This window comes from Halomonas sp. PAMB 3264 (assembly GCF_031954245.1).
GTDB lineage: Bacteria > Pseudomonadota > Gammaproteobacteria > Pseudomonadales > Halomonadaceae > Vreelandella.
In genome coordinates this window covers 1,401,300-1,425,084 of the sequence record NZ_CP134866.1, presented here as the reverse complement: position 1 = coordinate 1,425,084, position 23,785 = coordinate 1,401,300, and the positions used below count along the sequence as shown (strand labels likewise).

The 23,785-nt window shown below is 51.4% G+C and carries 19 protein-coding genes, 1 tRNA gene and 3 pseudogenes; 7 read left to right on the top strand and 16 right to left on the bottom strand.

Annotated features, from left to right (window positions below):
• Positions 1-3 precede the first annotated feature (3 nt).
• The 5 genes from RN347_RS06370 to RN347_RS06350 form a co-directional block, all read right to left on the bottom strand.
• On the bottom strand, positions 4-1,641 hold the full coding sequence (locus tag RN347_RS06370; protein WP_311960585.1) for an Eco57I restriction-modification methylase domain-containing protein: 1,638 nt from the start codon (positions 1,639-1,641) through the stop codon (positions 4-6).
• The gene (locus RN347_RS06365) at positions 1,607-2,248 is read right to left on the bottom strand and encodes a hypothetical protein (protein ID WP_311960584.1); all 642 of its coding nucleotides are present in this window, start codon (positions 2,246-2,248) and stop codon (positions 1,607-1,609) included. Before RN347_RS06365 ends, RN347_RS06370 begins: the two co-directional genes overlap by 35 nt.
• A 71-nt stretch (positions 2,249-2,319) precedes the next feature.
• A complete protein-coding gene (locus RN347_RS06360) occupies positions 2,320-3,972 on the bottom strand; it encodes an AAA family ATPase (protein WP_311960583.1) in 1,653 nt (550 codons plus the stop codon).
• A 137-nt stretch (positions 3,973-4,109) separates the two neighbouring features.
• Positions 4,110-4,490: a hypothetical protein gene (locus RN347_RS06355; protein WP_311960582.1), complete on the bottom strand. Its 381-nt coding sequence runs from the start codon at positions 4,488-4,490 to the stop codon at positions 4,110-4,112.
• A 3-nt stretch (positions 4,491-4,493) separates the two neighbouring features.
• Positions 4,494-5,444 (bottom strand): ADP-ribosylglycohydrolase family protein, encoded by a 951-nt coding sequence (locus RN347_RS06350; RefSeq protein WP_311960581.1) that lies wholly within the window; start codon positions 5,442-5,444, stop codon positions 4,494-4,496.
• A gap of 108 nt (positions 5,445-5,552) precedes the next feature.
• Here RN347_RS06350 and RN347_RS06345 point away from each other — a divergent pair, with 108 nt between their 5' ends.
• Entirely contained in the window at positions 5,553-5,987 is a 435-nt protein-coding gene (locus tag RN347_RS06345) for a metallophosphoesterase (RefSeq protein WP_311960580.1), read from the top strand.
• A gap of 524 nt (positions 5,988-6,511) precedes the next feature.
• On the opposite strand, the gene RN347_RS06340 is transcribed toward RN347_RS06345, so the two are convergent.
• Both RN347_RS06340 and RN347_RS17110 read right to left on the bottom strand, forming a co-directional pair.
• A complete protein-coding gene (locus RN347_RS06340) occupies positions 6,512-7,195 on the bottom strand; it encodes a hypothetical protein (protein ID WP_311960579.1) in 684 nt (227 codons plus the stop codon).
• Positions 7,196-7,734: 539 nt separating this feature from the next.
• Positions 7,735-7,899, bottom strand: a pseudogene (locus RN347_RS17110) (hypothetical protein); the annotation flags it as partial.
• Positions 7,900-9,134: 1,235 nt separating this feature from the next.
• Here RN347_RS17110 and RN347_RS06330 point away from each other — a divergent pair.
• Positions 9,135-9,713, top strand: a pseudogene (locus RN347_RS06330) (IS5 family transposase); the annotation flags it as partial.
• Positions 9,714-9,767: 54 nt separating this feature from the next.
• Positions 9,768-10,190 (top strand): DUF4113 domain-containing protein, encoded by a 423-nt coding sequence (locus RN347_RS06325; RefSeq protein ID WP_311960827.1) that lies wholly within the window; start codon positions 9,768-9,770, stop codon positions 10,188-10,190.
• 356 nt (positions 10,191-10,546) lie between these two features.
• Here RN347_RS06325 and RN347_RS06320 read toward each other — a convergent pair whose 3' ends face one another.
• From RN347_RS06320 to RN347_RS06300, 5 genes are all read right to left on the bottom strand, one after another.
• On the bottom strand, positions 10,547-12,043 hold the full coding sequence (locus tag RN347_RS06320) for a DEAD/DEAH box helicase family protein (protein ID WP_311960577.1): 1,497 nt from the start codon (positions 12,041-12,043) through the stop codon (positions 10,547-10,549).
• Positions 12,040-12,594, bottom strand: coding sequence for a hypothetical protein (locus tag RN347_RS06315; protein ID WP_311960576.1), 555 nt, complete (start codon positions 12,592-12,594; stop codon positions 12,040-12,042). The genes RN347_RS06320 and RN347_RS06315 overlap by 4 nt, the downstream gene beginning before the upstream one ends.
• The gene (locus RN347_RS06310) at positions 12,591-12,794 is read right to left on the bottom strand and encodes a hypothetical protein (protein ID WP_311960575.1); all 204 of its coding nucleotides are present in this window, start codon (positions 12,792-12,794) and stop codon (positions 12,591-12,593) included. The genes RN347_RS06315 and RN347_RS06310 overlap by 4 nt, the downstream gene beginning before the upstream one ends.
• 309 nt (positions 12,795-13,103) lie before the next feature.
• Positions 13,104-14,387, bottom strand: a complete 1,284-nt coding sequence (locus tag RN347_RS06305; protein ID WP_311960574.1) for a DUF2201 family putative metallopeptidase — start codon at positions 14,385-14,387, stop codon at positions 13,104-13,106.
• Positions 14,384-15,544, bottom strand: a complete 1,161-nt coding sequence (locus RN347_RS06300; protein ID WP_311960573.1) for a MoxR family ATPase — start codon at positions 15,542-15,544, stop codon at positions 14,384-14,386. Before RN347_RS06300 ends, RN347_RS06305 begins: the two co-directional genes overlap by 4 nt.
• A gap of 688 nt (positions 15,545-16,232) precedes the next feature.
• Between RN347_RS06300 and RN347_RS06295 the strand changes: the two genes are divergently transcribed.
• From RN347_RS06295 to RN347_RS06280, 4 genes are all read left to right on the top strand, one after another.
• Positions 16,233-16,850 (top strand): DUF2201 family putative metallopeptidase, encoded by a 618-nt coding sequence (locus RN347_RS06295; protein ID WP_311960572.1) that lies wholly within the window; start codon positions 16,233-16,235, stop codon positions 16,848-16,850.
• Between the two features lie 40 nt (positions 16,851-16,890).
• A complete protein-coding gene (locus RN347_RS06290; protein WP_311960571.1) occupies positions 16,891-17,922 on the top strand; it encodes a WYL domain-containing protein in 1,032 nt (343 codons plus the stop codon).
• 93 nt (positions 17,923-18,015) lie between these two features.
• Positions 18,016-18,375 (top strand): gamma-glutamylcyclotransferase family protein, encoded by a 360-nt coding sequence (locus RN347_RS06285; protein ID WP_311960570.1) that lies wholly within the window; start codon positions 18,016-18,018, stop codon positions 18,373-18,375.
• Between the two features lie 161 nt (positions 18,376-18,536).
• Positions 18,537-19,040, top strand: coding sequence for an opioid growth factor receptor-related protein (locus RN347_RS06280; RefSeq protein WP_311960569.1), 504 nt, complete (start codon positions 18,537-18,539; stop codon positions 19,038-19,040).
• 288 nt (positions 19,041-19,328) lie between these two features.
• On the opposite strand, the pseudogene RN347_RS06275 reads toward RN347_RS06280, so the two are convergent.
• From RN347_RS06275 to RN347_RS06260, 4 genes and pseudogenes are all read right to left on the bottom strand, one after another.
• A pseudogene (locus RN347_RS06275) lies at positions 19,329-20,202 on the bottom strand (IS5 family transposase).
• A gap of 295 nt (positions 20,203-20,497) precedes the next feature.
• Positions 20,498-20,574 (bottom strand) — tRNA-Arg (locus tag RN347_RS06270).
• Between the two features lie 60 nt (positions 20,575-20,634).
• The gene (locus tag RN347_RS06265) at positions 20,635-21,582 is read right to left on the bottom strand and encodes an AEC family transporter (protein WP_311960568.1); all 948 of its coding nucleotides are present in this window, start codon (positions 21,580-21,582) and stop codon (positions 20,635-20,637) included.
• 72 nt (positions 21,583-21,654) lie between these two features.
• A complete protein-coding gene (locus RN347_RS06260; RefSeq protein ID WP_311960826.1) occupies positions 21,655-23,640 on the bottom strand; it encodes a diguanylate cyclase domain-containing protein in 1,986 nt (661 codons plus the stop codon).
• Between the last annotated feature and the right edge of the window lie 145 nt (positions 23,641-23,785).

The following is a 23,785-nucleotide window of genomic DNA, read 5'->3' as shown; positions in this document are numbered from 1 at the left end:
ACTTTATTCCATTGTTTTGATCATAGACTCAATGAATGCGATATCACTTTTGTTCAATTGGTATTTTTCATAAAGCTTTTCATCGGTCCAAAACTCAGACCAATCTTGGGCAGGCACCCATGTATAAGTTGAGCGAGTCGCGTGCTGAGTCATCTTTCTTAGTGACACTAAAAATCGGAAAAAACGTGTTTTTAAGTAACTCTCTATACTTTTCGCACTTTCTTCTGTATCTGTCATAAAAAACAGAAATGACTGAGTGCAAACTGACGGCGCTGAAGTAATCATCGGCTTACCCAGCACTATATCCGGTATTTTTTTTCCGCCGTCGGAACCAGCTGCTGGAATCATTACTTTCCAGGTATCAATCATATGAGCGCTTTTGGTAACGCATTTTCGTGAAATCCACCCATTCCCGCGCTTTCCTTTACGAATATAATACAGAGGCACTTGCCCCTTTTTCTTATCTTTATCAAAGCCTGTAAAATTAGATGTCCATCCAAACTCTTTGTCTACAGAAAGGCATTTGATGATAGATTTTTCATTTTTACTAATGACTTTTTTGAGAATAGCTAGAGATCGGCTGTCACGAACAAATATATCAAACTCACTAAGATCTCTGTTTATGGGGCCAAACACTTCGCTGCCTCGTGAGCTTGTCACCTCACAATTGCCGCTATAGTCTCTATCCCATAGAAAGTAGCAAACACCTCCCTTGATATCGACACCAGGGAAAGCATCACGTGATGATGGATAATCATTCAATTGACGAATCCTTTTATCACTTAACATATTTTGTCTAAATGTAGATAAGCCCAAGCCTCCAGCCATCCACCGTGATGGAATAATCATATTGATATACCGAGGGTTTATTTCTTTTGCCTGCTCAACAAAATGATTATAGATTGGAATATCCCGAGTTCCACTACTTGCTTTAACCTGATACGGCGGATTTCCTATAATGACGTCAAACTTCATGCTCCCACCTCGAATATCTAGAATTTTTTGGTGCTGCGTATCAGGTTCGATAAAGGGATAGTACATATCCTCAATTTCATAGCTGTCGCTTTCGATAACCTTTAACGTCACTTCATCAACGGGATAAAAGATATTTCCCTGTGACTCAAACCCAGCGTACTCAGGAGTGCAGAACATACGGTGGTCATAATAGTTGTTAAACGCATTTCGCCCGACAAAACGGTATTTTTCATCCTCATTCCAGTCGTGGAAATTAGAAGACTGCTCAAAGCTATCTAGGGCAGCAAGCTGCTTATCCGTATTTGCTTTTTTTACGCCATAAAGTGTGCGACGTGCTACATAACTCGTAAGCTCACTGGTGGCGATCCCAAAGAGCATGTTTTTCAAAATATGGGTGATGCGCTGCTGGGGGTCATTCAAATCATAGGTGTTGCCATCTGCCCCTTTATGCTTCCCTTTTTCTTTTAGCCCATCAAACAATCGGTAAAACGATTCACGCAAAAAAACCCCTGATTTGGTGCAAGGGTCTAATATCCGAATATTTGGATTTTGCCAAATATCATCAGGCAGCATATCCAGCATATTCCTAGCCACTCTGGGCGGCGTAAACACTTCATGATTGTTTAGAGCCTCAAACAAGCTCAAAATGTCTCTGGATTCTTTCATCATCGCATCCTGTTAAAATTTGATATTCCATCCCAATGACCAAAAAATGTTTGCTGGGTATAGCGTTGATGGGCTGTGGATTTTTATCCGTTAGCGAATCAAAACGGTAGCGCAACTGCTCAAAGGCTTTCCCTTTCACTTTATATTCGGTGAATGTAATTCGTTCAGCCCCATTAATGGCATCACCATGAACAATATTTTTCTCTAACAAGTAGCGAATCAAAGGAAAAAAACCTTCCGAATAAAAAAAACTTCCTTTGTGAAGGTCAATATTCGATTTAACTTCTCGGTATAGCCGCTCCCTTGCTTCAGACACATTTTCGTAGCAAATATCAATTCCATAGAGCGTAGAAAGTGCCCGAGCATGGAAAAACTCAAATTCCCGCATTGAGCGTTGTGCATATTTTTCATTAACTCTTGCTAGCTTACGCCTAAGTATTTCAATAAGAAAATTTCCGTTACCGCACGCCGGCTCAAGGTATTTATACCGAATTATATCATCTACCGTTTTCATCGGGATAAGATCAAGCATGGCCTTGACCTCACGCTCGTTGGTATATACTTCGGCCAAATTCCTGATGCGTTCTCTTGACTTGGTTTGCATCATGTATTGCCTCAAAGAGTTATAGGTCTAATGAATATCTATAAAAACCAACAAGTCTGCTAAAAGCATCAACTTTACAACATGGTAAAAACAAGTAATTTAACTCTTGCCCTGGAGCCCCCTACATATTCGACCTTTGGGTTCGCCGCCCAAACGCTGGCACACATATCAACCAGAACCACCACCGGTGCCTCCAAGCCCTTTACCGCTGCGACATTGAACATACGCTCGCTATACTGCGGGCTATGCTCCATGAGCGCTTGCAGCACTTGGCTGTTAGCTACCTTGAAGGGGGTAAGCAACAAAATATCTTGCGGTTGGAAGCCGTCTCGCTCCAGCTCGGCAATGGCTTTTTTTAGCAGCGGCCATTGATCCTCGGGCTTTTTCCAGGTGTGAACAGCCACTGCATGTTGGCTGCTGGGCAGGTGTTCACCTGGCTCTGCGGCTGCACTGTGTCGCTCTTTTAGCCAGCAGGCAATTTCATACGCATTGCGGTAGTTGCGATGCAGGGTAAATGGGTACGGCACCATGCCTTCGAATACATCTACAGGCAGGTGATAATCCCGTGCGTAAAGATTTTGGGCAGGGTCTGCTAAAAGCGTCACGCTGGCGTCTTCTGCTAGCATTTCATAAAGCGGCAGCCACCACTCGGGCACGTAGTCTTGTGCTTCATCAACGATGAGGGCATCCCAATGTTCGGGGGCTTTCTGCAAGGCTTCAATGAGCAAGTCCGGTGCTGTTTCATTGTAAAAGCGAGGTAGTTCATTCGGCGCTTCCGGCACTGGCCAACTGATACCAGCTTGCTCTGCCCGTGTTTGGCAGAGCTCGTGAAAGGTGGCTATCTCGATCATACCGAGCTGAGTATCGGCCATGGCATAGCGATGAGCGTCTGCCAAGGCAATATTGAAGCACAGCAGCAGCACTTTCTTGCCTTCTCTTGCCTGTTGCTCGGCACGCATTCGCGCCAGCACGCTTTTGCCAGTGCCTGCTCCCCCATAAATCGCCATACGGGGAATGTGCTCTAACAGGCGCAGTACCCACTGCTGCTCTTCACTCAGGCGAAACAACGCTGCTTCTACATCACGGGCTTGCTCAGCCACGCTGGTCGTCAGCGCGCACGCAGGGCGTAGCAGATGGTGTTGTATCAGCCTGGTTTGCTGTTTGGTAAGCGGTAGCGAATTGACAGCACCTCGGCCCGCCCAGGCGGTGTTTTGAAAACGTGCGGTAAGCTGCTCAGCGTTTAGGCTTTGTATATCGCCTTTCAGCAAGACGTGGTCGCGGTTCAGGGTGAGTTCAGGAAACGTTCCTTGCCATTCACGGGTATCAGGAAATACTAACACCGGTGCAATGGGTAACTTGATACCTGGCAACACTCGGTTCAGCGCCTGCACAAGGCTGCCTGTCTGCTTTTTTAACTGTTCAAGCGGCGTAGTCGTCAGCTTATGGGTTCCATGGTTGCCCTGTGACCACCACTGCCCTTCCCCATCCAGCCACACGCCACCACCTTTGACTTCCCAAAGCTGAATACCGTATTGCGGATGAAATAGCAGGAAGTCGATCTCACCTACCCACGTTCCCTTATCGTTACGGGTTTGTGTGGCAAGGCTATGCATGACTTCAAGGCCAAGAAAATCCAGCGCTCGCAGCTGGCGATACACATTTGCCTCGGCGCGTGAAGGCAATGCTTCCAACTCAGCGTCGCTCAGGCGTGGATAAATCGTGGCCATGCTACCTCCCTGTTAACGTGCGGTGGCTGCTTTGCCACTCTGGGGCTCAACCAGGCTAAGCCAATTTGACTAGCATTCTACTCAAAGACGCTAGGCCTAGCACCTGGTTAGACATAGTCTGTTGCAGATTGCCGCTATTACGCCATTCTGTTGTGCTTTTTGATGGTTTCCAGACGGTACAGCCAAAAATCTACACTAGGAAAACGGCACTCTCCCGTCTCATCCTCCAAAAATGACAACACCTTTTGATAGGTTGGGCTGTCTTCATCAGGTGCCACCGCCAAATAAATAGCCCCACGATACAAATCAGGAGTCATCCCAGGACGTACATGCACGCAAGGATCCCATGGAATATCGTTGGCCTCTAGCCACGCGACGACGTGTTGGCGCTCCTGGTGTTCCTCCCAGTGTGTGCCAAAAATATCGTCGTCATGGCGCTCATTTTTAAAGGTTAAAAATAGGATATCCCGCTGTGCTTGGAGGCCAATCTCCATCGTGGTCTTAACTAAGCGCGGCATATTTCATTCTCCACGTTGCTTGAGGGCGTATAGCGCTCTTGCCAGTTGGTCTATTTTGTCTCGCCACGCTAACGTCGTTAACCACCGCTCCGGCAATGCCTTAACCCCCCAGGCGGCACCTGCCAGCTGGCCCGTTACTGCAGCAACGGTATCGGCGTCATCGCCTAAGTTGGCGGCCAGCACTAGTGCTTCTTCTAACGAAAGTGCCTGCCAACAGCACAATAGCGCGGCTTCAAGGGTATCGATGACATAGCCACTGGAAGACACCTCCTCGCGCGACAGTTCACAAAACAGCCCTGCCTGAAGCGCTAAGATACGATTTCCTTGGACAGGGGTGGTCGGCATCTGTGCGAGCACCTTGCGAAGAGGCTCGCCTTGCAACAATCGCCAAAGTACCGCACCCATTAACGCAGCCGCATCCAGGCAGTCGGGGCTGGCATGCGTGGTGACACTGCTACGCACGGCTAACGTCACTGCCTCTTGCTCGCGATTCGCCACCATAACGGCTGGTGCGAGACGCATAATGCCGCCATTACCGCTTTGATACGCCTGGGTGCCGCCCGCGTTGATATCTTGTGTCCGTTCAAAACGTTGCAACGCATCCAAGGTAGTGCCACCAATATCAATGCAGCGGCCTTGGCAGGCCATGTAACCTTCTCGCCACCAGCGTACGTAGCGGCTTAACTGATCGTGCGCATCAAACGCCTGACGATTCACTAGGCTTTCAGCCAAACATAGCGCCATGGCGGTATCGTCCGTCCACTCTCCAGGGCCAACATTAAAGGCACCGCCTCCCAGCATATCCTTATGGTATGGGTTTTGATCTCGAATACAAAACTCCAGCGTGGTGCCTAACGCATCCCCAACGGCTAAACCCAATAGAGCTCCCCGATAGCGATCTTGCTCATTCACAGTGGCCAACGGTTGTTGCGGTAGTCGGTTATTGAGCGACATTAAGCACCTCTACATCGGGTTGTTCCCACACCTTATCGCCTGCTTGCGACACCAAGCGTCGCATCAGGATGGCATGCTGTTAAACCTCAACAAGGAAGGAGAGAAGGCATGGGTGATACAACACATTACGACATCATTGGGGATGTGCATGGTCAGTTAGATATGCTGGAGGCACTCCTAGCCCAACTGGGGTATCGCAAAGAGCAGCAAGGTTGGCAGCAACCGGGGCATGTAGCGGTATTTGTTGGAGATATTATTGATAAAGGACCTTGGCCAGGTGCGGTACTTCGTTTGGTACGCAAAATGGTCGATACAGGCCAAGCCCTTATGGTCGTGGGTAATCACGAATTGAACTGGGTACGAGACGCTTATCAGTATCAATACAATCCACGCGACTTTATCAAGGCAACGCGCCAGCACTATGATCGCCAACGGTTGGTCGATGAGTTTGCCGCTGAGGAAGATGGCCTAGCACTACTGCTCGAACATTTCAGTGGCTACGCACACAGCCTCTCTTTCTGGAACTGGAACAGTGTCGTGTAGTACATGCTTGGTGGCATGAAGCCTCGATTCAGCACCTCAAAGCAACAGGCATTCGCTGTTTGGATGATGCCGCGATGGCTGCCTATGAAGATACATACTCGACGAGCTATTTCGCGATGGACCGCATTGTTGCTGGCTGTGAACACACTGTTCGCCCCGATGCATCGATGTCGGGATTTCGCACCACCCGTAAGCGTGTTCGGTGGTGGCCTAACGACGTAGGTATGACTCACCCCAAGGAACTCATACCCACCCTGTCGCGTGAGCATGGCCACCCCATCAATGCCCATCCTGCTTTTTTTGGTCATTATGCGCTGACAGGCATCCCACTCCGCTTGGGCCGTAACGTGGCATGCTTAGATTACGCGGCGGCTTATGAGGGTGCGTTAGTAGCCTATACACACTTGCCAGGGCAGCCTTTGGAATCTGAAGGCTTTACGGTCATAGCTGCCAGCTAGCAGACAAGACTGCCGTTATCTCAATTGCGAACACAGGGTGTTCGCAATTAAACAGTAGAGAAGCACTCACAAATGTGTGGGGTATAGCGACGACCACTTCATGAAATCGTGCAGCGCGGGAACCTGCAGGCCCATGTCATCTGAAAACTCATACTCGCCACCTGACGTTTGATTCGTCGCGTAAGCACGCAACCAAAATTTACGTTCGTCTGCGCTTAGCACATACCCTTTGTCATGCTCGCCACCCCTTAACCGAGCAGGTAATGCCCAGCCCCGCTTTGACATGCTGGCGATCGTAATCACCAAATGAGTCATAAGCTCTTGCTCAGGAGCCACCAGCTGATGAAAGCAAGGCCAGAATTCTTGATCATCGGGTGAGCCTTGCCAGCCTTTGTTACGCTTTACGTCATCCAGGTTATCGTAGGGGTGAGAGTGGAAGGTGCCTACCAGCTCAATATTTTGCCAATACCGTTCAAAAAACTGCTTTTTGGCGATAATAGAGTCGAAATTAGGCTTAACCCAATCCTCATGCCTAGTTGCTGACGTTTCAACCGTAGACATAGTAGCGACGATTCGTGCAGGTAAATCACCCTTTGCAGGTATAGAGTAGCCCCACAGTAGACCAAAGGTTTCCAATTTCATGTAGCCTTTTGAGCGCTCACTAGCCCGATGCTCAAACTCATAAGCTTCAAACGCTGTCGTGAACAGCTGCGGTACAACGTACTCTTCTATATGGGTGACTTTTTTCATTCACAATCTCCTTGGCTTAGGCCGTATGATTAACACAATCTATTACCATGGCAGAAACGATTTCGCTGACTCTATCAGCTCTATAAAGATCATGTGACGGCAACAAACAAGCGTTTTTTTTAAACATCAACTATCGGCCAAAAGCGGCCTTTCAGAAAAAGTACATATAATTGATTAGGCGTCGTGTCCTACGCCTCAGCGTCACTTAATAGAGACCTTGATATGGCAGTGGGCACCCTAATCGATAATGCCTTATCGAGAACAAATGAATCCTTTCACGTAATCAACGGTAAGAGACGGCTATCTATGCAAAAAACGCGATAAAAACGGGACATTAAAAACCTACCTCGCATCATCATCGCGTCGAAAAGACGTTAAATAGCCTCAACGCATCCACCATGCAGTCGTAAAGCGCTAAATAATGGTACTACCACCGCCGCGATGAATGAGGCGGGTTTACGGCCAGCCGATAGCAATATCCAGCTGGCCTTAACGCCCACCCCCTCATTCAAACGCGCTTACAGCGGCACTTGAGTGTTTTACAATAGCTTTATCGGCGCACGGCTGGCAATTAGCCGCCTGCGTCCGGCTTGTTCAAAACGCACATCAATCACCGGATCGCTAGGATCCCCTTCTACTGCGGCTACTTCGCCTTCCCCAAACACCGCATGATGAAGCCGCTGGCCAGGGTAAAAGCGCGTATCTGATGAATAACCCGCTTTAATGAATGTAGCATTTTGAGATGGTTGTCGTTTCTTATTAGCATTAGCTGACATTTCATCGGATAACGATGCATCCCAGAAATTAGCCTTAATTTCGTCAACATTCTCCCTTTCAATTTTGTTCCCAGAAATAAGGTAAGCTTCAGATTGGCTATAATTAACCATAAAAAACTTATCTTCCTTACCATACAACTTAAATGTATAAAGATATTGAGTTGCATAAGACTCTGAAAAAGAAAACAGACTACCAAACTCAGGGTATGTAAAAATAAAATTCGAAACACTGTCTAACCTTTCTCGCATTCCGTCCCTAAGGGTAAATAAGGAATAAGCATCACTCTCATTAAAAGCAACAAAAAACTCAATCTTAGTGCCATCCAGCTGGTCTTCAAAAACGATATTAACGACACGACCCTTCAATTCCACGGCATCATATTCTTCTTTTTTAAATAAATGACCGGCATTATTATTAATATAAATAACATCATCATTTTTTACGATAAACAAAACATCTACACCTACATGCCCTAGCCTTATACCGTCAGTAGCGAAACTAATCTTGGAAGTATATTTACCAAAAGACCATGCTTTCATAATATTTTCGTCAACCCGAATACGTAGATCCATCATCATTTCCGGATTTGACAATAGATTAGAGCATATCTTAACCAGCAACTGCTGAGGCCCATCTTCGCCGTCAACCTCGGGCATAGAATTGTTAAGAGCACCTTTATACTCCACAGGGCTTATGCCACTATTCTTGGCAAAATAAATAGCAACATCACCACCTTTACTTGCCGCATCTAATTCTTCCAGAATAAATTGGTATGCTATTTCTCTTTTCGGCATCTTGCTTAAAAGAGTGTCTGAAATTACGTGTGCAACGTGCTCAACACCATCTTTATCAATGGATTTTTCCACAGCTGTTTTTTTTCTTTTATTAAAAAAACCAAACATTTCATCACCTCTTTTCTGATAATACAAATCAAAACAGTCTATTAACTATTAAGATATACAAAAGCCTGTTACGCCCCCTCAACGGAATTGGCTAACTTTTAGTTAGCCGCGCTACACGACTATATTATATTTTACTCATCACACATAACCTATTAAAAATTGAAAATTGGTTAAGGAAACGCTGCATAAATACTGCCGTAGCTGCTTAAGTGCTATCGGCAGAGTAAAATACAGCTTTCCACTATCTGACAGAGTTTCCGATGAAGCAGATCTCGTTTGCTCAGGCTGAGCACCAAAACAAGAAGAAGGTCACTCGTCGGGAACGGTTCCTGGCACAGATGGATGCCCTAATACCATGGCAACGCCTAATCGAGGCGTTGTCGCCGTCTTACTTCCCTAAATCGTCGGGCAAGCGCGGTCGGCCACCGATTGGTCTGGAACGGATGTTGCGGGTCTATTTCTTGCAGCAATGGTACGGTCTGGCCGACGAAGCGCTTGAAGATGCCATCTATGACAGTCAGGCCATACGTGACTTCATCGGTATCGATCTTGCCATCGAGAGTGTTCCCGATGCGACCACGTTACTTCGCTTTCACCACCTGCTGGAGAAGCATGCTCTGACCCAGCGAATCTTCAAGGAGGTCAATGCCAGTCTGGCCGAACAGGGTCTGTTCATGCGAGAAGGCACTATCGTTGACGCCACCATTGTGGCGGCGGCGCCTTCCACTAAGAACAAGGCAAAACAACGTGATCCGGAGATGAAGCAAACCCGTAAGGGAAACCAGTGGTTTTTCGGGATGAAGGCCCATATTGGTGTCGATGCTGTGACTGGACTAACTGCTGCTCGGGCAGGTGAAAAGCTACGCAAGCAGCACAGCGTTACCAGCGCCGTGATGGTTTTTGTGCGCACGAATGCGTTTAGAACTGACTTACCGCAGTATCGTAATCGTGTGGTAATGACCTTAGAGCGCCCGACGGACGACAGCCGCGCGTTGATTCATGCCGCTATCCAAGGACTGCGACAGCTATGGCGTAAGGGCTATAAGTACCACAAAGCCGGCGCCATGCTCCTCGACCTCACTCCCAAAGCCAGCCGCCAACTGACACTGGAAGAAACACCGCAAACAGAAGCTGAAGCAAAGCGCAGCGAGCGGCTTATGGCCACGATGGACCAACTCAATCGTAAGCTAGGACGAGGCACAATCCAACTAGGGCTTCCCCGTATGGGCAATGCTTGGAAATTACGCTCAGAACACTGCACTCCACGCTACACCACGCGCTGGAATGAGTTAGTTCACGTACGAAGAAACACATAATTCAGAGGAAAGTGATCACCCCGAGGTTACAAAGATGATCGCTATTGCGCATGTCTCCCAGAGGAAGCATCCGCTAACAAGCCTCAGAGCTAACGCATTAACTGTAGCTAGACTCGTGGAACCACGTTAACCTGACACATACTATTAAAAAAACCACATAAGCCACTGAATTATATATCATTATGAGACCTTAAATTCGGTACAGAAAGCGGAGCTAAACACAGTAAAATTATGCAGAGCGCATAGGGACATGAATATGCCTGTGGCACCGCAAGGACGATGCAAGCACTACGCTATCGATATCCGCCTTCTCGTTAGCATCGACATATCCAATTTTCCATGTGGCAATGTCATGTTTAGAGTTTCAGCGTGGCAAGGTGCTCTATAAATCGCTGTGAAAACGCCATGTCGTGTTCCCACTGAGGCTGGGGCTTCGCTCCACTATTAGCAGCGGCCGTAATAGACGATCCCCCAAACACTACTGTTCCCGCCTCCCCTACGGTCTCTGCCGCAGGCAACGTGATATTATCCAGCTGTACGCCTAGAGCGGTGTTGCCATACCCGTGTACATCAGGCGCTGATGCAGGTGAAACTACTGTAACAACAGCCTTTTCATCCGGAAGGTCGTCCGCAATACGATGTGCATAGTGACGTAAGAGCGACTCATTAAGCATAAATAAGTAGCAGTCAGCGTCATGTAGGCCAATACGTCGAATGATGCGCCCTAATACCTGGCGGAAGTGTTGTTCAGTACGTATATGACTTAAGTAACAGCAGACGCGTAGACGCGGGATATCTACGCCTTCGCTGATCATCCCCACGGACACAATCCATGCCTGCACCGAATCACGAAACGCCTGCAGCTTCGAGTGCGCATTAGGCGTTTTACTAGTCACTAGGCAAACGTCTTCGCCCTGATCCACCAGCCATTGGGTAATTTCTTCAGCGTGTTCGATGTCAGAAGCGACCACTAGCCCCCCTCCTGCCCCAGGTTGCGACTTGCGTAATACATTCAGCTGGCGGACGCCTTTTGTTAACTGTGCTTCCATTGCCGTTTCATGACGTAACAAATCGGCATAGCTGATGCCAAGATGGCGAAGTAAGCGCGGAATACTTGAAAACTGCTTTTGCTTGGGTCGCTGTTTGCCCTTCGCATGGCTGATCGTCAGCTCGATATGTCGATTATCGATCAGCTTGATATAGGGCAGTCGGCACACTCCATCGCGCACGGCCTCTTGGAGTGTGTAAACAAAATCCGGCACCAAGCGTTGCTTAAGCGGTAGGTCTTCGTCTGCCGGTATATCCAAATAGCGTAGTAGTGGTAAACAGCTGCCATCGGTGCGCCATGGTGTGCCCGATAGAGCCAGGGTGTATGTCATATAACGCTCCAGCAACAGCAGCGCTTGGCCCCACTCATTCGCGCCTTTCTGCGCACCGGCCACTCGCCCAGCGTGATGGCTCTCATTCCAGACTAGCAGTACTCGATACTTAGCACCTAACTGCTGTAACGCATGTATACGCGTACGGAGTGATTGATACGTGTAACACCCACCACGTGCGCCAAGTTCACCATCTACAGCCAGCCCCGTTACATCGGCAAGGGTCTCTTCTGCACGGCGAACCACCTCGCAACTCGGTCCCAGATAAAGCACAAAATCAACTTCCCCACGTTGGAGCAAGTAGTTGGCTAACACCGCTGCCATCAGCATTTTCCCCGCGCCGGGGGTGGCTTGGCAGAGAAAGTGGAGCTGTTCGGGAGACAGCTGAGCAAGCGCCTTCGTAAGGCAGCGCTGCTGCCAGTCACGAAGAGGTGGATGCTGTGCCAAGTGAGCTGGCTTTTCGCTCTGCTTCATGCGTCACTCCCTTCCTCGGCCAACATCTGCTGCACTTTGGCGTAGGCCTTTAGCTTTTCGCCCAACGCACGTGCCTGCTCTTTTTCCTGGTCAAACAATGACGTGATCTTATCCCGTGCATCGGGATATTTATCAGCGATTTCTTGTAAAGCCTGAAGCTGAAGATGGCTAGCCTCCATTTGCGCACGTAGCTGTTCGCTATCACGACGAAGCTTGGTGGTTAACGGCTCGCCGTCGCTGTAGGCCTGGGCACTGTCTACACAACGACGCTCATCCACAACTCGTACCGCACCCATCACCTTAAATAAGTCACGCTGCTTAAAGCCTGGATGTAACCCCACCCGCTCTACTTCGCCTTTTTCTACACGTTGATTAATCTGATCGCGGACATAAAGACGTAGCGTTTTTTGACCGTATACCGCTAGGTTGGGCTGTTCTAGTAGCTGATCGCGCAGCTCACACACAGTAAACGGTGAATCTGCCACCGCCTTCTCCGCTAACAGTGTGTTAAGCGGCTCAACGGCCACAGGATGAATTTGACGGCGACTCATGACTGCTCCTCCTGAACAGCACAAGGCTGTACTGAGAAAGCAGCTTTGGCGTCCAAATCACGGGCTTTTTGCATATGCTGTTGATAACGCTGATAGCGAATGCGAAGGCTACTATCGGAGAAGAGTGCGGCACGTGCCATGGCACGGTGAGCAGCGGCGCGACTAGCAAGTCTAAAATTGGGGAAGGGTTTGAAACGCATCAAACAGCTCCTTGGATTTATCAGAGCCGTCTCCGCTGTCGCCAAACAGGAGGGAGGCGGCCGTACGCAGGTTGGCGAACCGGTATCCAAGGAAAAACCGGCAGACCCTAAGGTCTCCCACGCACGACCACCATAGTCATAGCAAGCACAAAAAAACGCCTACTATGGACAGTGGCGCTTATGCGCCTTGGATAGTTTCAGGTCGCCAAACCTGGTTAAAGGTGTCTCTTTAACGTTTTTAGATTACCTTGACAAAAAAATGCTGTAAACCCTTACAAGTAACAGGACAGCTGCAATTTGCTGCAAACGTTACACCCTCCGCATGTCCCCCGATGCATCAAGATCAACGTAACGGCCATTTGAAAGAGTAGTATTTCTGTGAGAGCCCGCTAGCGCAGAGACGGGGCTACCCTCCATAGACAGCGCTTCTCCCCAGAGCACGGGGGCCCGGTGGTTAGCGGTTAGACACCAAATCACAGGGTAATTTGGAGAGTGCTGGGGAGCCTTAATCAACCCATCCGTTAACGCGACGAGCACATTAGGTGGGCTATTCGCGAGCATATCAAAAACCGGGCAAATATCGCTCCCTCCACCGCCTTGGCACTGCCAATGATTGAGTTCATGGAGCTGACCTTCGTTCAACGTGCGTCGTTGAGTGATACGGCTATCAAACTCGATCACGTCCAACGCGACACGGTCGCAAGCCCCTAACATACCACTAAGCTCACTCAGAAAATACGGCAACACCTGCTGGCAGCTGCCGCTGGTATCAATGGCCACCGCAACAGAAAGTGTTTGGCTACGCTGGCTGGGTAGATATAGGCCTCGGTGAAGATGGCGACGTGACGGCTGTAGCCACTGCCGGTTACCCGTTAAGTTGCGCTGGATATGGTTAGCTAACACCTTCTGCCAAGGTACCTGGGGTTGGCGCAAGCGCTCTACGAGCGCGTGCAAGTGACCTGGTAGCTGCCCTTGTTGACGCTGATGCTGCTGGGCAGTGGCTACTAAACGCTGCTGCCAGGCGCGAGCACTCTCTGGGGTAACGGGCTGAGGTGAGAAGTCTGGGTCTATCACGCTGCCCGAGGCCGCAAAAGCAACGTTGATCGCATGTTCATCCAGAACATGGCCCCGCTCGCGGCGGTGGGGATACTGGCGCAGGTCGGCGTAGATAAGTTCGGCAGAGAGCCCTAAATAGCGACGGTGGTAGAGCGCATCGTCCGGGCAGTGCTGTAACTCGTCACGCAAAATGCCGTTCACTTCATAGTCGCAGGCTCGGTTCCAATCATGGGGGTGGCGCCCGAATTGACGAGCATGATGACCCAGGGCGCAGTGCCAAACTTCATGAGCCAAAATAAAACGGCGGTCGGCATCGCTACGCCGTGTCATAAACTCGGCGTTTACGAAGATTGTGTCGCCATCAGTGCCAGCCGTGGGCAGGCGGTCATCGACCACAGCAACAACCGACAACTGCATAAGTAATCGAGCAGTAAACGGCTGTGCGGACATCAGCACCGCACGATCTGCCTCGCATTGACGCTGTATTTGGTGCTTTAGCACTTGCTCAGCGGCATCGGGGCCACGCTGGCCAATCATTGAGTTTCCTCTAATGAAGCGCCCATGTGGCCTACCAGATGCGTTTGAAACACACTACCGTGCTGTGCGCTCCAGGCATCAAAACTAGCATGGCTCATTAAAGCTAGCGTACGTGCTTGCTGCTGAGCGTCATTAGCGCCCTGCATAGCATCAATCAGCGCCAAGGTGGCAAAATCCGCACTAAGGGCTTGGCTAATTTGAAAAAAACGCGCTATACGTTGCTGAGTTTTGGCATCGTAGAGCGCCTCGTCAGAAGCGTTCTGCCATAGCGCATGAGCAAGCCCAGCACAAAACGCATAACGCTGATCGGCCCGTTCCGGGATCAAAATAGGCGCTTTCCCGGCGAGCATAGCGGGGATATCCGGCAACTTGAGCGCCCAGTCACGAAAAGCCAGGAACTCTGTGGCAGCCCCCTGCCCGACTAAGCCGTGAATCATCAAGGCTTGAGTGGCGTTAGAAAGCCCTTGAGTGTGGCTAAGCGACATTGCCACGCGCGTCCAGCTACGGGGGCTGGGCCAGCCCTGCTCTACATTTCCCTCCATATCGAAAAAGCATTCTGGCCGAAAACGTAAAAAAGCTAATACATCCGGATGTAGCCCGCCTCCGGCCGCCCAGCGTATCCACGTGTCTAAGTCAGGTGCGATATTGACGTGGCAGAAGCGGTTGGCCAATGCACTAGAGAAAGTCTGAGTGACGGCACGATCTTGGCTGCGGTTTCCGGCTCCCACCACTAACCAGCCAGGCGGCAGACGATAAAGGTCACCTAAGCGTCGATCTAAAATTAACTCATAAGCGGCTACCTGCAGGCTTCGGTCAGCAGCAGTGAGTTCATCAAATAACAGAATGCCGCGGCTATGGGGATCTCGTGGCCACTCACCGGCCAGCAACCAATCCACCACACCACGATCGTGGTTGGGCACTGGCAGGCCGCGCAGGTCAATAGGTTCTCGCTGCGCTAAGCGTATATCAATAAAACCAATGCCAAGCTGCTCAGCCACTTGGCGCACCACCGAACTTTTGCCCACACCTGGCGGCCCCCACAGCATCAAAGGTGGCAACTGGTCCGCGAGTGAGGGATCGCTATCTAGCTGCTGTACATGATGAGAAATCAGCTGTTGAGTTTGATCAGGCGTTGCATACATAGAAATGACTCCCATCTGAGGTCGTTGGGAGCAAGTATGCTACGTTTATGCGACACTTAGCGTCGCAACCTTACTTTGGGAATGCGATTAGCTTACTCTGCCTGATTAGTAGCAGTGCTGGTAAAATTAGAGCGATAAATCCATCGATGGCTAACAAAAAACCCCGCTAAATTTTTTGCTATTTACCATAGCCTTTTTATTTCTGTAACGATGAATCATTCAGCAATTACTTAGCGTTTATCAGCACCGCAGTGTAAGCGCTTACTATCTTTTTCAAAATTATCTACGCTTGATTCTTCGTTCCTATCCATCCGTCTAGCCACATAAATGAGCAAGGCAATAAGACCGCTAAATAATACCGACATCAATATAACGATGAGAGCAGACAGTACCATATTTTTACCCTCAGGATTGAGTATTGAGCCAGGTCGATTTGGCAGGATATTCCGCCAGCGTTCAAGACTAGAAGCCAGCAGCCGTGCTGCAAGATACACAAAGAGAATCTAGTGCCTACATAAACCTACAGAGTCCATGGTGGCTTGCTTCCTAGAATTGCAAAAACCGAACATGTGCATCAGGCAGCTATCTCAGTTTACTCAGATCTGGCGAACAGTAATCATTGTACGGAGTGCTTTAACACGACACATAATGTCGCATCAGCTCCATACACTCCCTCCTCTTCTCAGGGAAGGTAGGGCTTAAAATGACTATACATAACTGCGTAATGGCAAATAATCATGCTCAACAGGAAATGGCCAAGTGGCAGGCTGATCGCGAAAGATGGGCATGCACCTTGCCTGCTATGGACTTTTTCAGCCAATTTCTAGCCCTTACTCCTGTCACTGACTCACGATTCCATAGCGCCAGCACGGATGGCAAGTCGATCTTTTTTTGTCCAGATTATAGTGCCACATTGTCTGATACATCCCGCCAGTTTTTACAAGCGCACCTCATTTGGCACTGTGTGGCAGGTCATCTGAGCGCACCACTGGTTGCCGACAATCGTCGTTGGCATCTCGCTTGTGACCATGAGGTGAATGCATTGCTCTTGGCGCTTGACGTTCCTTTCCCCGCCGATGGCCTGCTCTTTCCAGTCTGCGTGGGACGCAGCGCGATGAGTGTGTATCGCTGGTTAGAAGGTCACCCCAATATTGCGGTAGAGGCGTCTTTAGACATACACCCCGCCGCTTTATGGCATGAGTTGCCCAATACCTGTATAGACCACAGTACCGTTGCCATGTGGCGGCAGCGTGCACACCTTATAGCCAAAGAACCCGGCGCTTTACCAGCACGGGTCGCTAAGTTTTGTGAGGCACGCTAAACTCGTCGCTTTCATTAGCACAGCCCAGGTTGGCCTTACTATGTCCGAATCCCGCGATACGCTTTTCCGTTATCTCACGATGCTGCAGCTAATCCCACGTTATCCAGGGCGTATCGCGACGCCTGTGCTGAAAGAGAAGCTTGCTGAACGAGGGTTTAATATTGATACGCGTTCACTGCAACGGGATTTAAGCCAGAAGCTCTCTACACAGTTTCCGATTGGCTGTGACGATAGTCAAAAACCTTACCGTTGGTATTTTGATCGTGAATTCCAGTGCCAGCTACCCGCGTTGGATGTACCCAGTGCGCTAACGCTAGTATTAGCGGAAGAGTATTTGAAGGGGTTGCTGCCTCCGGTAGTGATCGGCCAGCTCTCGCCCCACTTTACCGATGCTCGGAAGCTCTTGGATGAGATGAGTGCAAACGGGCTGAGTCAATGGGCGCGTAAAGTTCGCGCAATTCCTAATGGCAAGGCGCTGATTCCCGCAGAGATTAACGAGGCAACTTGGCAGACCATCTCGCAGGCGCTCCTTGAGCAGAAAGCCGTTGACGTTATTTATCTATCACGCACGAGTCACTCTGAAAAGGCGTTTACCCTCCACCCTCAAGGCATTGTGAGCCGCCACAGTGCCACTTATCTGTTAGCTCATGTGGATGGCTTTAAGGATCTGCGTCAGTTCGCCCTTCACCGCGTGAAGCAGGCAACACTCAGTCAGCAGCCCTGGCAAGAGCAGCACGATTTTGACATTGATGATTACATCAAAGGCGGAGCGTTTGGGTATCGACAAGGGCCTAGCGATGTAGTGTTGGAAGCCGAGATTGCTAAGCCGGTGGCGTGGCTACTACAGGAAACACCGCTATCTGACACACAGTCGATAGAGGCGTTGCCGGACACTGACGGCTGGTATCGGCTAACCGCCCATGTCCCGGATGATCAGCAGACGCTGTGGTGGTTGATGGGTATGGGGCCAAATATCAAGGTCACCGCGCCTCACGCATGGCGAGAGACGATCAAAACGAACGCAGAACAGATGTTGGCACACTATGCCACTGAATCCCCTGTGACTTCATAAACACCCGCTAGCCCCATGGTCTGACACACCCTTTTTTTTCCGCATGCGGAAAAACGCGACGACTTTATCATTGCTACACCAAGTAGGGTTCCCATGCTCTATTTTGCCTACGGTTCCAATATGGCGACCCAGCGCTTAGCGGCCCGCGTTCCAGCACGCTTTGTGACCACGGCCCTTCTGCCCACTTACCGCCTAGCGTTTCACCAGCGCGGCAGTGACGGCTCAGGCTCAGGCAAATGCGATATTGTGCCTGCCTTAGCGCAGTCCGCTGTCTATGGAGTCATTTGGGAAATGGCGTTTCATCACAAGCCGACGCTCGATCGCTATGAGAGACTGGGCGCGGCGTATAACGACACTTGGCTTACCGTCACGGATCTCGCCATTGACCGGCAGTTTGAGGTGCAGGCGTATATCGGCAACCTCACCGCACTCGGTCTGCGCACATATACCTAGGATAAGCACCATGTGCTTGCCGGGGCAAGCGAGCATGGCCTGCCCGCCTATTACCTTCGTGCGCTGGAAGGCATTGAGGCGCATCAGGATGACAATGCCGAGCGCCATGCCCGAGAGATGGCGTTATATGCCCCGATGGAACCCCTGATGAGTGCTACTTAATGGATAATGATCAGCGCTTGATTGAGTTTTACTGCAGTGAAGGCCGCGATCATAAAGGCCGGTGCCTTGAAGATATTTGGGCGCTGTCGCCTTTTTGGCTGGAGCACACCCACGACTATATTCAGTGGCTGTTTCCTATCCCTGAGGCGGGTCGTTTTAACGCCTTTGCTCCCTTGCTGACGCCCATAGTACAGGCTGCGTTTGAGAGAAATGACGTTATGCGCCAGCATCAGCAGCGCTCGCTAGACGTTATGCTCGACTTTTTTGGCCTCGTTCGGGATGGGAGCGATATCGTCGCTCAACCAACGCTGGCAATACAAACCCATATTTGGCTTAAAGCCGGTGGCCATAACCATTTACGTATCACGCGGATGATTCGGTCGTTAGCCTTGTGCCATCAGGCCGAACTTGCCCGCATGTTTCAACATGCTGTGATAACAATTGGCACCCAGCGCGGATTAGTATCCAATTCGTCTGTCCAGTATTGGCGTGAGGCGTTTTAGGGGTGTCATGGCATAGTTGCCCTAGCCGCACTAAATCTTCGCTTAATTTCGGATAGGGTCTTTGATATGCCATCTTTCAATAGGTAGCACACGTCACCATCAGGATTGATTGCTAGCCGAATTTCAAGAGCCCCACCTTGATAGGTTCTTTTCCACAATGCTGCATGGGTAGAGAGTGTTTCCTCCTGCCCCTATCTTGAGGCATTTGATGAAAGAGAGCGTGGTTCAATAAACAAGTCATTTCCCAGGAATACACGCATACACACCTCTCGACCTGAATTCAGCGATTCACACGACGTTGGCCTCGGGTACCCAGGTTCTGTCTGAAAAGTTGGCTCTCATGCATCGCTCGATACAGGCCAGCGTCACCATGGCCCTGAAGCTGCTGGCCAGCTTATCGTAGCATTGAGTCGACGTTTTTCCTTTAGCCAGCCAAACAGGCGTTCCACCACGTTACGCTGGCGGTATTTCGGCCGGCCAAACTGATGAGGAAGCCCCGGTTTCGGGCGTCGATGCATACGGCGCTGCGGGATGATCGGACGCATGCCGTAACGTGTGCAATAACGCCGTAACGCGTCACTGTCATACCCCCTTATCCGCCACGATGTAGCGACTGCGTTTACGGGGTCGACCAGAAAGACCCGGCAGCCGGACCTTTTCCAGCAGTTCCGTCAGATAAATCGAATCGGCGCGCTGGCCGGCCGATAGGCAAAAGGCGAGTGGAAAACCATGACGATCGCACACCATATGTATGTTCGTGGTCAGTCCGCCGCGACTACGGCCGAGCGCATGATCTGCGGGTTCTACCGGTCCCCCTTTTACCGGCGCCGCTGGCCGACCGGGTGGCTCTGATGGAGGTTGAATCGACCATCCATGTGTCCAGATCCATGTTGCCATCTTCGCGTAGACGAGGGTGAATACGGATCAGTATGTGATCAAACGTGCCGTCGTCACGCCACTGGCGAAAGCGCTTATAGACGGTCTTCCATGGGCCATGGCGTTCCGGTAGATCACGCCACTGTGCCCCGGAACAGAGAATCCAGAAAACACCGTGGAGCATCTGGCGATCGTCACGACGTGGGCGGCTCATGGTCTGTGGCGGAGAAACAATGTCCTCAATCATCTGCCAGCGATGGTCAGAAAGCTCGTAACGGCCGGTCATATCGCCTCCTGTTCAATGAACGGGAGTAGCGTAGCATTCATGACTTTTCAGACAGAACCTAATCGAAATTTTTCGACCGCCGCCAAACCTGAAGATACTCGATCACTTAATCAACCTATGGGTAGCGATGCATTTGCCGAAGCAACTGGTCTCGGCTATTGGTCTCGCAAGTAGGCTTCTGATATCCCGGGTATAGGTAACTGGTGCGGTGCTGCAGCGAGCGTTTTTTGTGGGGGCGAAACAAAAAATTGGCTTTCGGGCAATAGACACAGTAGCGCCAAGCTATTGATATATCTGGCGTCCCTGGCAGGAGTCGAACCTGCGACCTGCCGCTTAGGAGGCGGCTGCTCTATCCTACTGAGCTACAGGGACGTGGGCGGGTAAAGCGGCGCGTAGTATAGCGCGCCGGTGAAGTGAGGCCAACCAGCCCGCTTAAATCCAGCCCAATAGACGCAGGGCGAAGATGCCGAGTGTGATGGTGAGGCTCGCCATGATGGTGGTGAGCGCGATGATGTTCGCGGCCAAAGTCACATTGCCGCCCATGGCCTTGGCCATGACGAAGCTGGCGGCGGCGGTGGGGCTTGCAAAGAACAGGAATAGAAGGCCCAGTTGCTCGTTTGAAAACCCGCATAGCCAGGCCGCGAACGTCGATACCGCGGGCAGTACGATCATTTTCATTACGCTCGAACTCAGCGCAACGGCCCGACCGTCGCGCAGGCTGGCCGCCGACAGCGTGGCACCGATACAGATCAGCGCCAGCGGCAGTGTTAACGAGGCGAAGTAGTTGCCCGAGGTCATGACCCAGCGGGGAAGCTCCACAGACAGCGCCGTAAACGGAATCGCCAGCAGCACAGAGATGATCAAGGGATTGGTGGCGATTTTTTTGAGCAGACTGGACCAACGTGTGGTTTGGCCGGACTGATAGGCCGAGAGTACCCATACCGACAGCACGTTATAGAGCACGATGACCAGCCCCAGTAAAAGGCTGCCCGCCGAGAGACCGTAGTTACCGTACATGCCGGCGGCCAATGCCAGCCCCACTACGCCGCCATTGCCTCTAAACGCCCCCTGCACGTAGATGCCTCGCTCTTCATAGGGCACGCGGTAGTATGCCCACAGCCAGCTGGCGAAAAATTGGGCGAGCGTGGCCAGAGCAAAGAACAGCAGCAGCGGTATATCCAGCGCCACGCCCATATCCGCTTTTATGAGGCTTAAAAAAATCAGCGTGGGGAGCGTGGCGCGAAACACGAGTGTGGACGCGGTCGACACGAAGGCACGGTCGATCAACCGGAGGCGTTTCAGCACGATGCCTAAAAACACCATGGCGAAAACCGGCAGGGTTATATCCAGCGTACGTGCGAATAGCTCTATCAGGTTCACGGATTTACTCTAATCCAACGGCGTAGCGGCCCGGTTTTCCTTGGTGCCGGCCGGGCCAGCGCGCCGGGGCGATCAAAAAAGGGTCATGGGGTCGAATTCGCTTGGGCTGTTGACAACCACGTCGTTGCGCCCACGGCTTTTGGCCTCATAACTGGCAGCATCGGCACGGTTCAGCGCATCCTCGATGGAGTCGTCATCGTCGTTGAAGCGTGTCACGCCCATGCTGAGCGTCACAGTGTAGACCTTATCAGCGTGGGTGACCGAGACCTCGCTCACTGCCTGACGTAGCGACTCGGCAATGCGCTGAGCCTGCGTCAGCGTACAGCTGGGCAAGAGGACGCCGAACTCGTCACCGCCCTGGCGCGCCACGTGGTCGCTGCGGCGAACTTCCCAGGCAATGACCTGGGCGATTCGCCGAAGCATTTCATCGCCCAGCGCGTGGCCGCCTTCATCGTTGATCGGCTTGAAGTGGTCGAGGTCGAACAGTAGCAGCGCCGAGGGCGTGCTGGTTTTCTGGAAGTCGGCATAGGCTTCATCCAGGCGGCGTAAAAATCCGCGCCGGTTGAGCAAGCCCGTCAGCGGGTCGTGCTCTGCTTCCCAACGCTGCAGCGCCTCCTGCTGGCGACGTTCGGTGATGTCCTTGACCACGCCGACCAGCCCCAGCGAGTGGCCGCTTTGCGAGAGCATGACCACCCGGGCATGAATATCGAGCCAAAGGATTTCGCGGTCGCTTCTGATGAACCGTAGCTGGCGGATGTAATCCTTGCCGCTTTTGAGGCTATGCTGCCAAAGATCGACGGCGCCCTGATAATCGTCCGGGTGAATCTGTTTGAGCCACGCCTCCATGAGCGTTTCTTTGGGAATGTCGAGCATCATCAAGAGCGCGGGGTTCATGTACGTGATCACGCCATCGAAATTGGCCACGAACATGCCTTCCGGGCTCGAGTTGAGCACCGAGTCCAAAAACGCCTCGCGCTCATGGAGGTTGTTCAACAGCTGCTGGCGTTCGTCCTCGACGCGATTAAAGGTGTTCGCCACTTCCTGCAGCTCGTGCATGCTCGTGGCGAGATTCACGTGGGAGCGCTCGGCGCGCCCGACTTCATCGATCTGCGCTTCCAGCCGATTCAACGGCGATAAAATACGCGCCAACAGCCACCAGAGCAGCGGCATCAACAAAAGTGCCAGCGCCAACCAGATCCACCACAGCCGATAGATGAAATCGGAAAGCGGCGCCTGCGCCTGCTCGACCGGCAAATAGAGCCCTACGACCCAGTTCGCGGGCCATACCTGAGAATAGGACTGATAAGCGCTCTGGCCATTGAGAAGATTACCGAGACCGTCGCCCTCCCAGCCATCCAGTGCCGAATCGAGCCACGGGTGATCGTCCAGAGAACTCACGGCGGTGTTCACAAGGGTTTTATCCGGATGAAAAAGAATGCGCCCCGAAGCGGTGAAAATGGCTGAATAGCCATCATCACCCAATCGAATCTTGGCAAGCCGGTTAAACAGCCCGCCGGAATTCAGCCGTACGATACCGCCGACCGTTCCGCGAAATTCACCGTCGCCGTTCAGGCGCGGCACACCGATCACCACCAGCGGTTCATTGCTGACCCGCCCTAGAAAAGGTTCGCTGACGTAAGGGGTGCGTGTACCCCGCAGCATTTTAAAGTTTTCGCTGTCGCCGGTTTCGAGCCCCACCCGGCCAATCACGCTCGGCCAATCGGCGATGATCGTGCCGGCTTCATTGCTGACCACGACGCCATCGAACCAGGAGAGCAGCGAGTCATTTTTGGCCAACTCATACTGAACCCAAGCAGCATCATCAGCGGCACCAATGGCACTGCTGAACCGCTGAAGCGCATCGATGCGGTTTTCGACCTGCTGGGTCAGCTCATCGGCCAGAATGTTGGCCTCGTAGCGCAAGTGAGTCACGTTGGACGCCTGAAGCATGTTCTTGCCCACCTGCCAGGTAAGCCCCAGCATAACGGCAGCCAGTACCAACAGTAAGATGGAAAGCCCCAGCAGCAGGCGGCTTTTTAGTGAGCGAAAGCGGATCATTCTTGTTCGTAACGGGGCTGGCAGCACCGGGAATTCCTGCTCATTGATGTATTTTTTGAACGCCGCCGAGAGAGTTGCTTTGCCCATATGAAACGGCGTATTGGCACTCACGACCGGCATTCGTCAGCACGGCTGACTCTAGTCC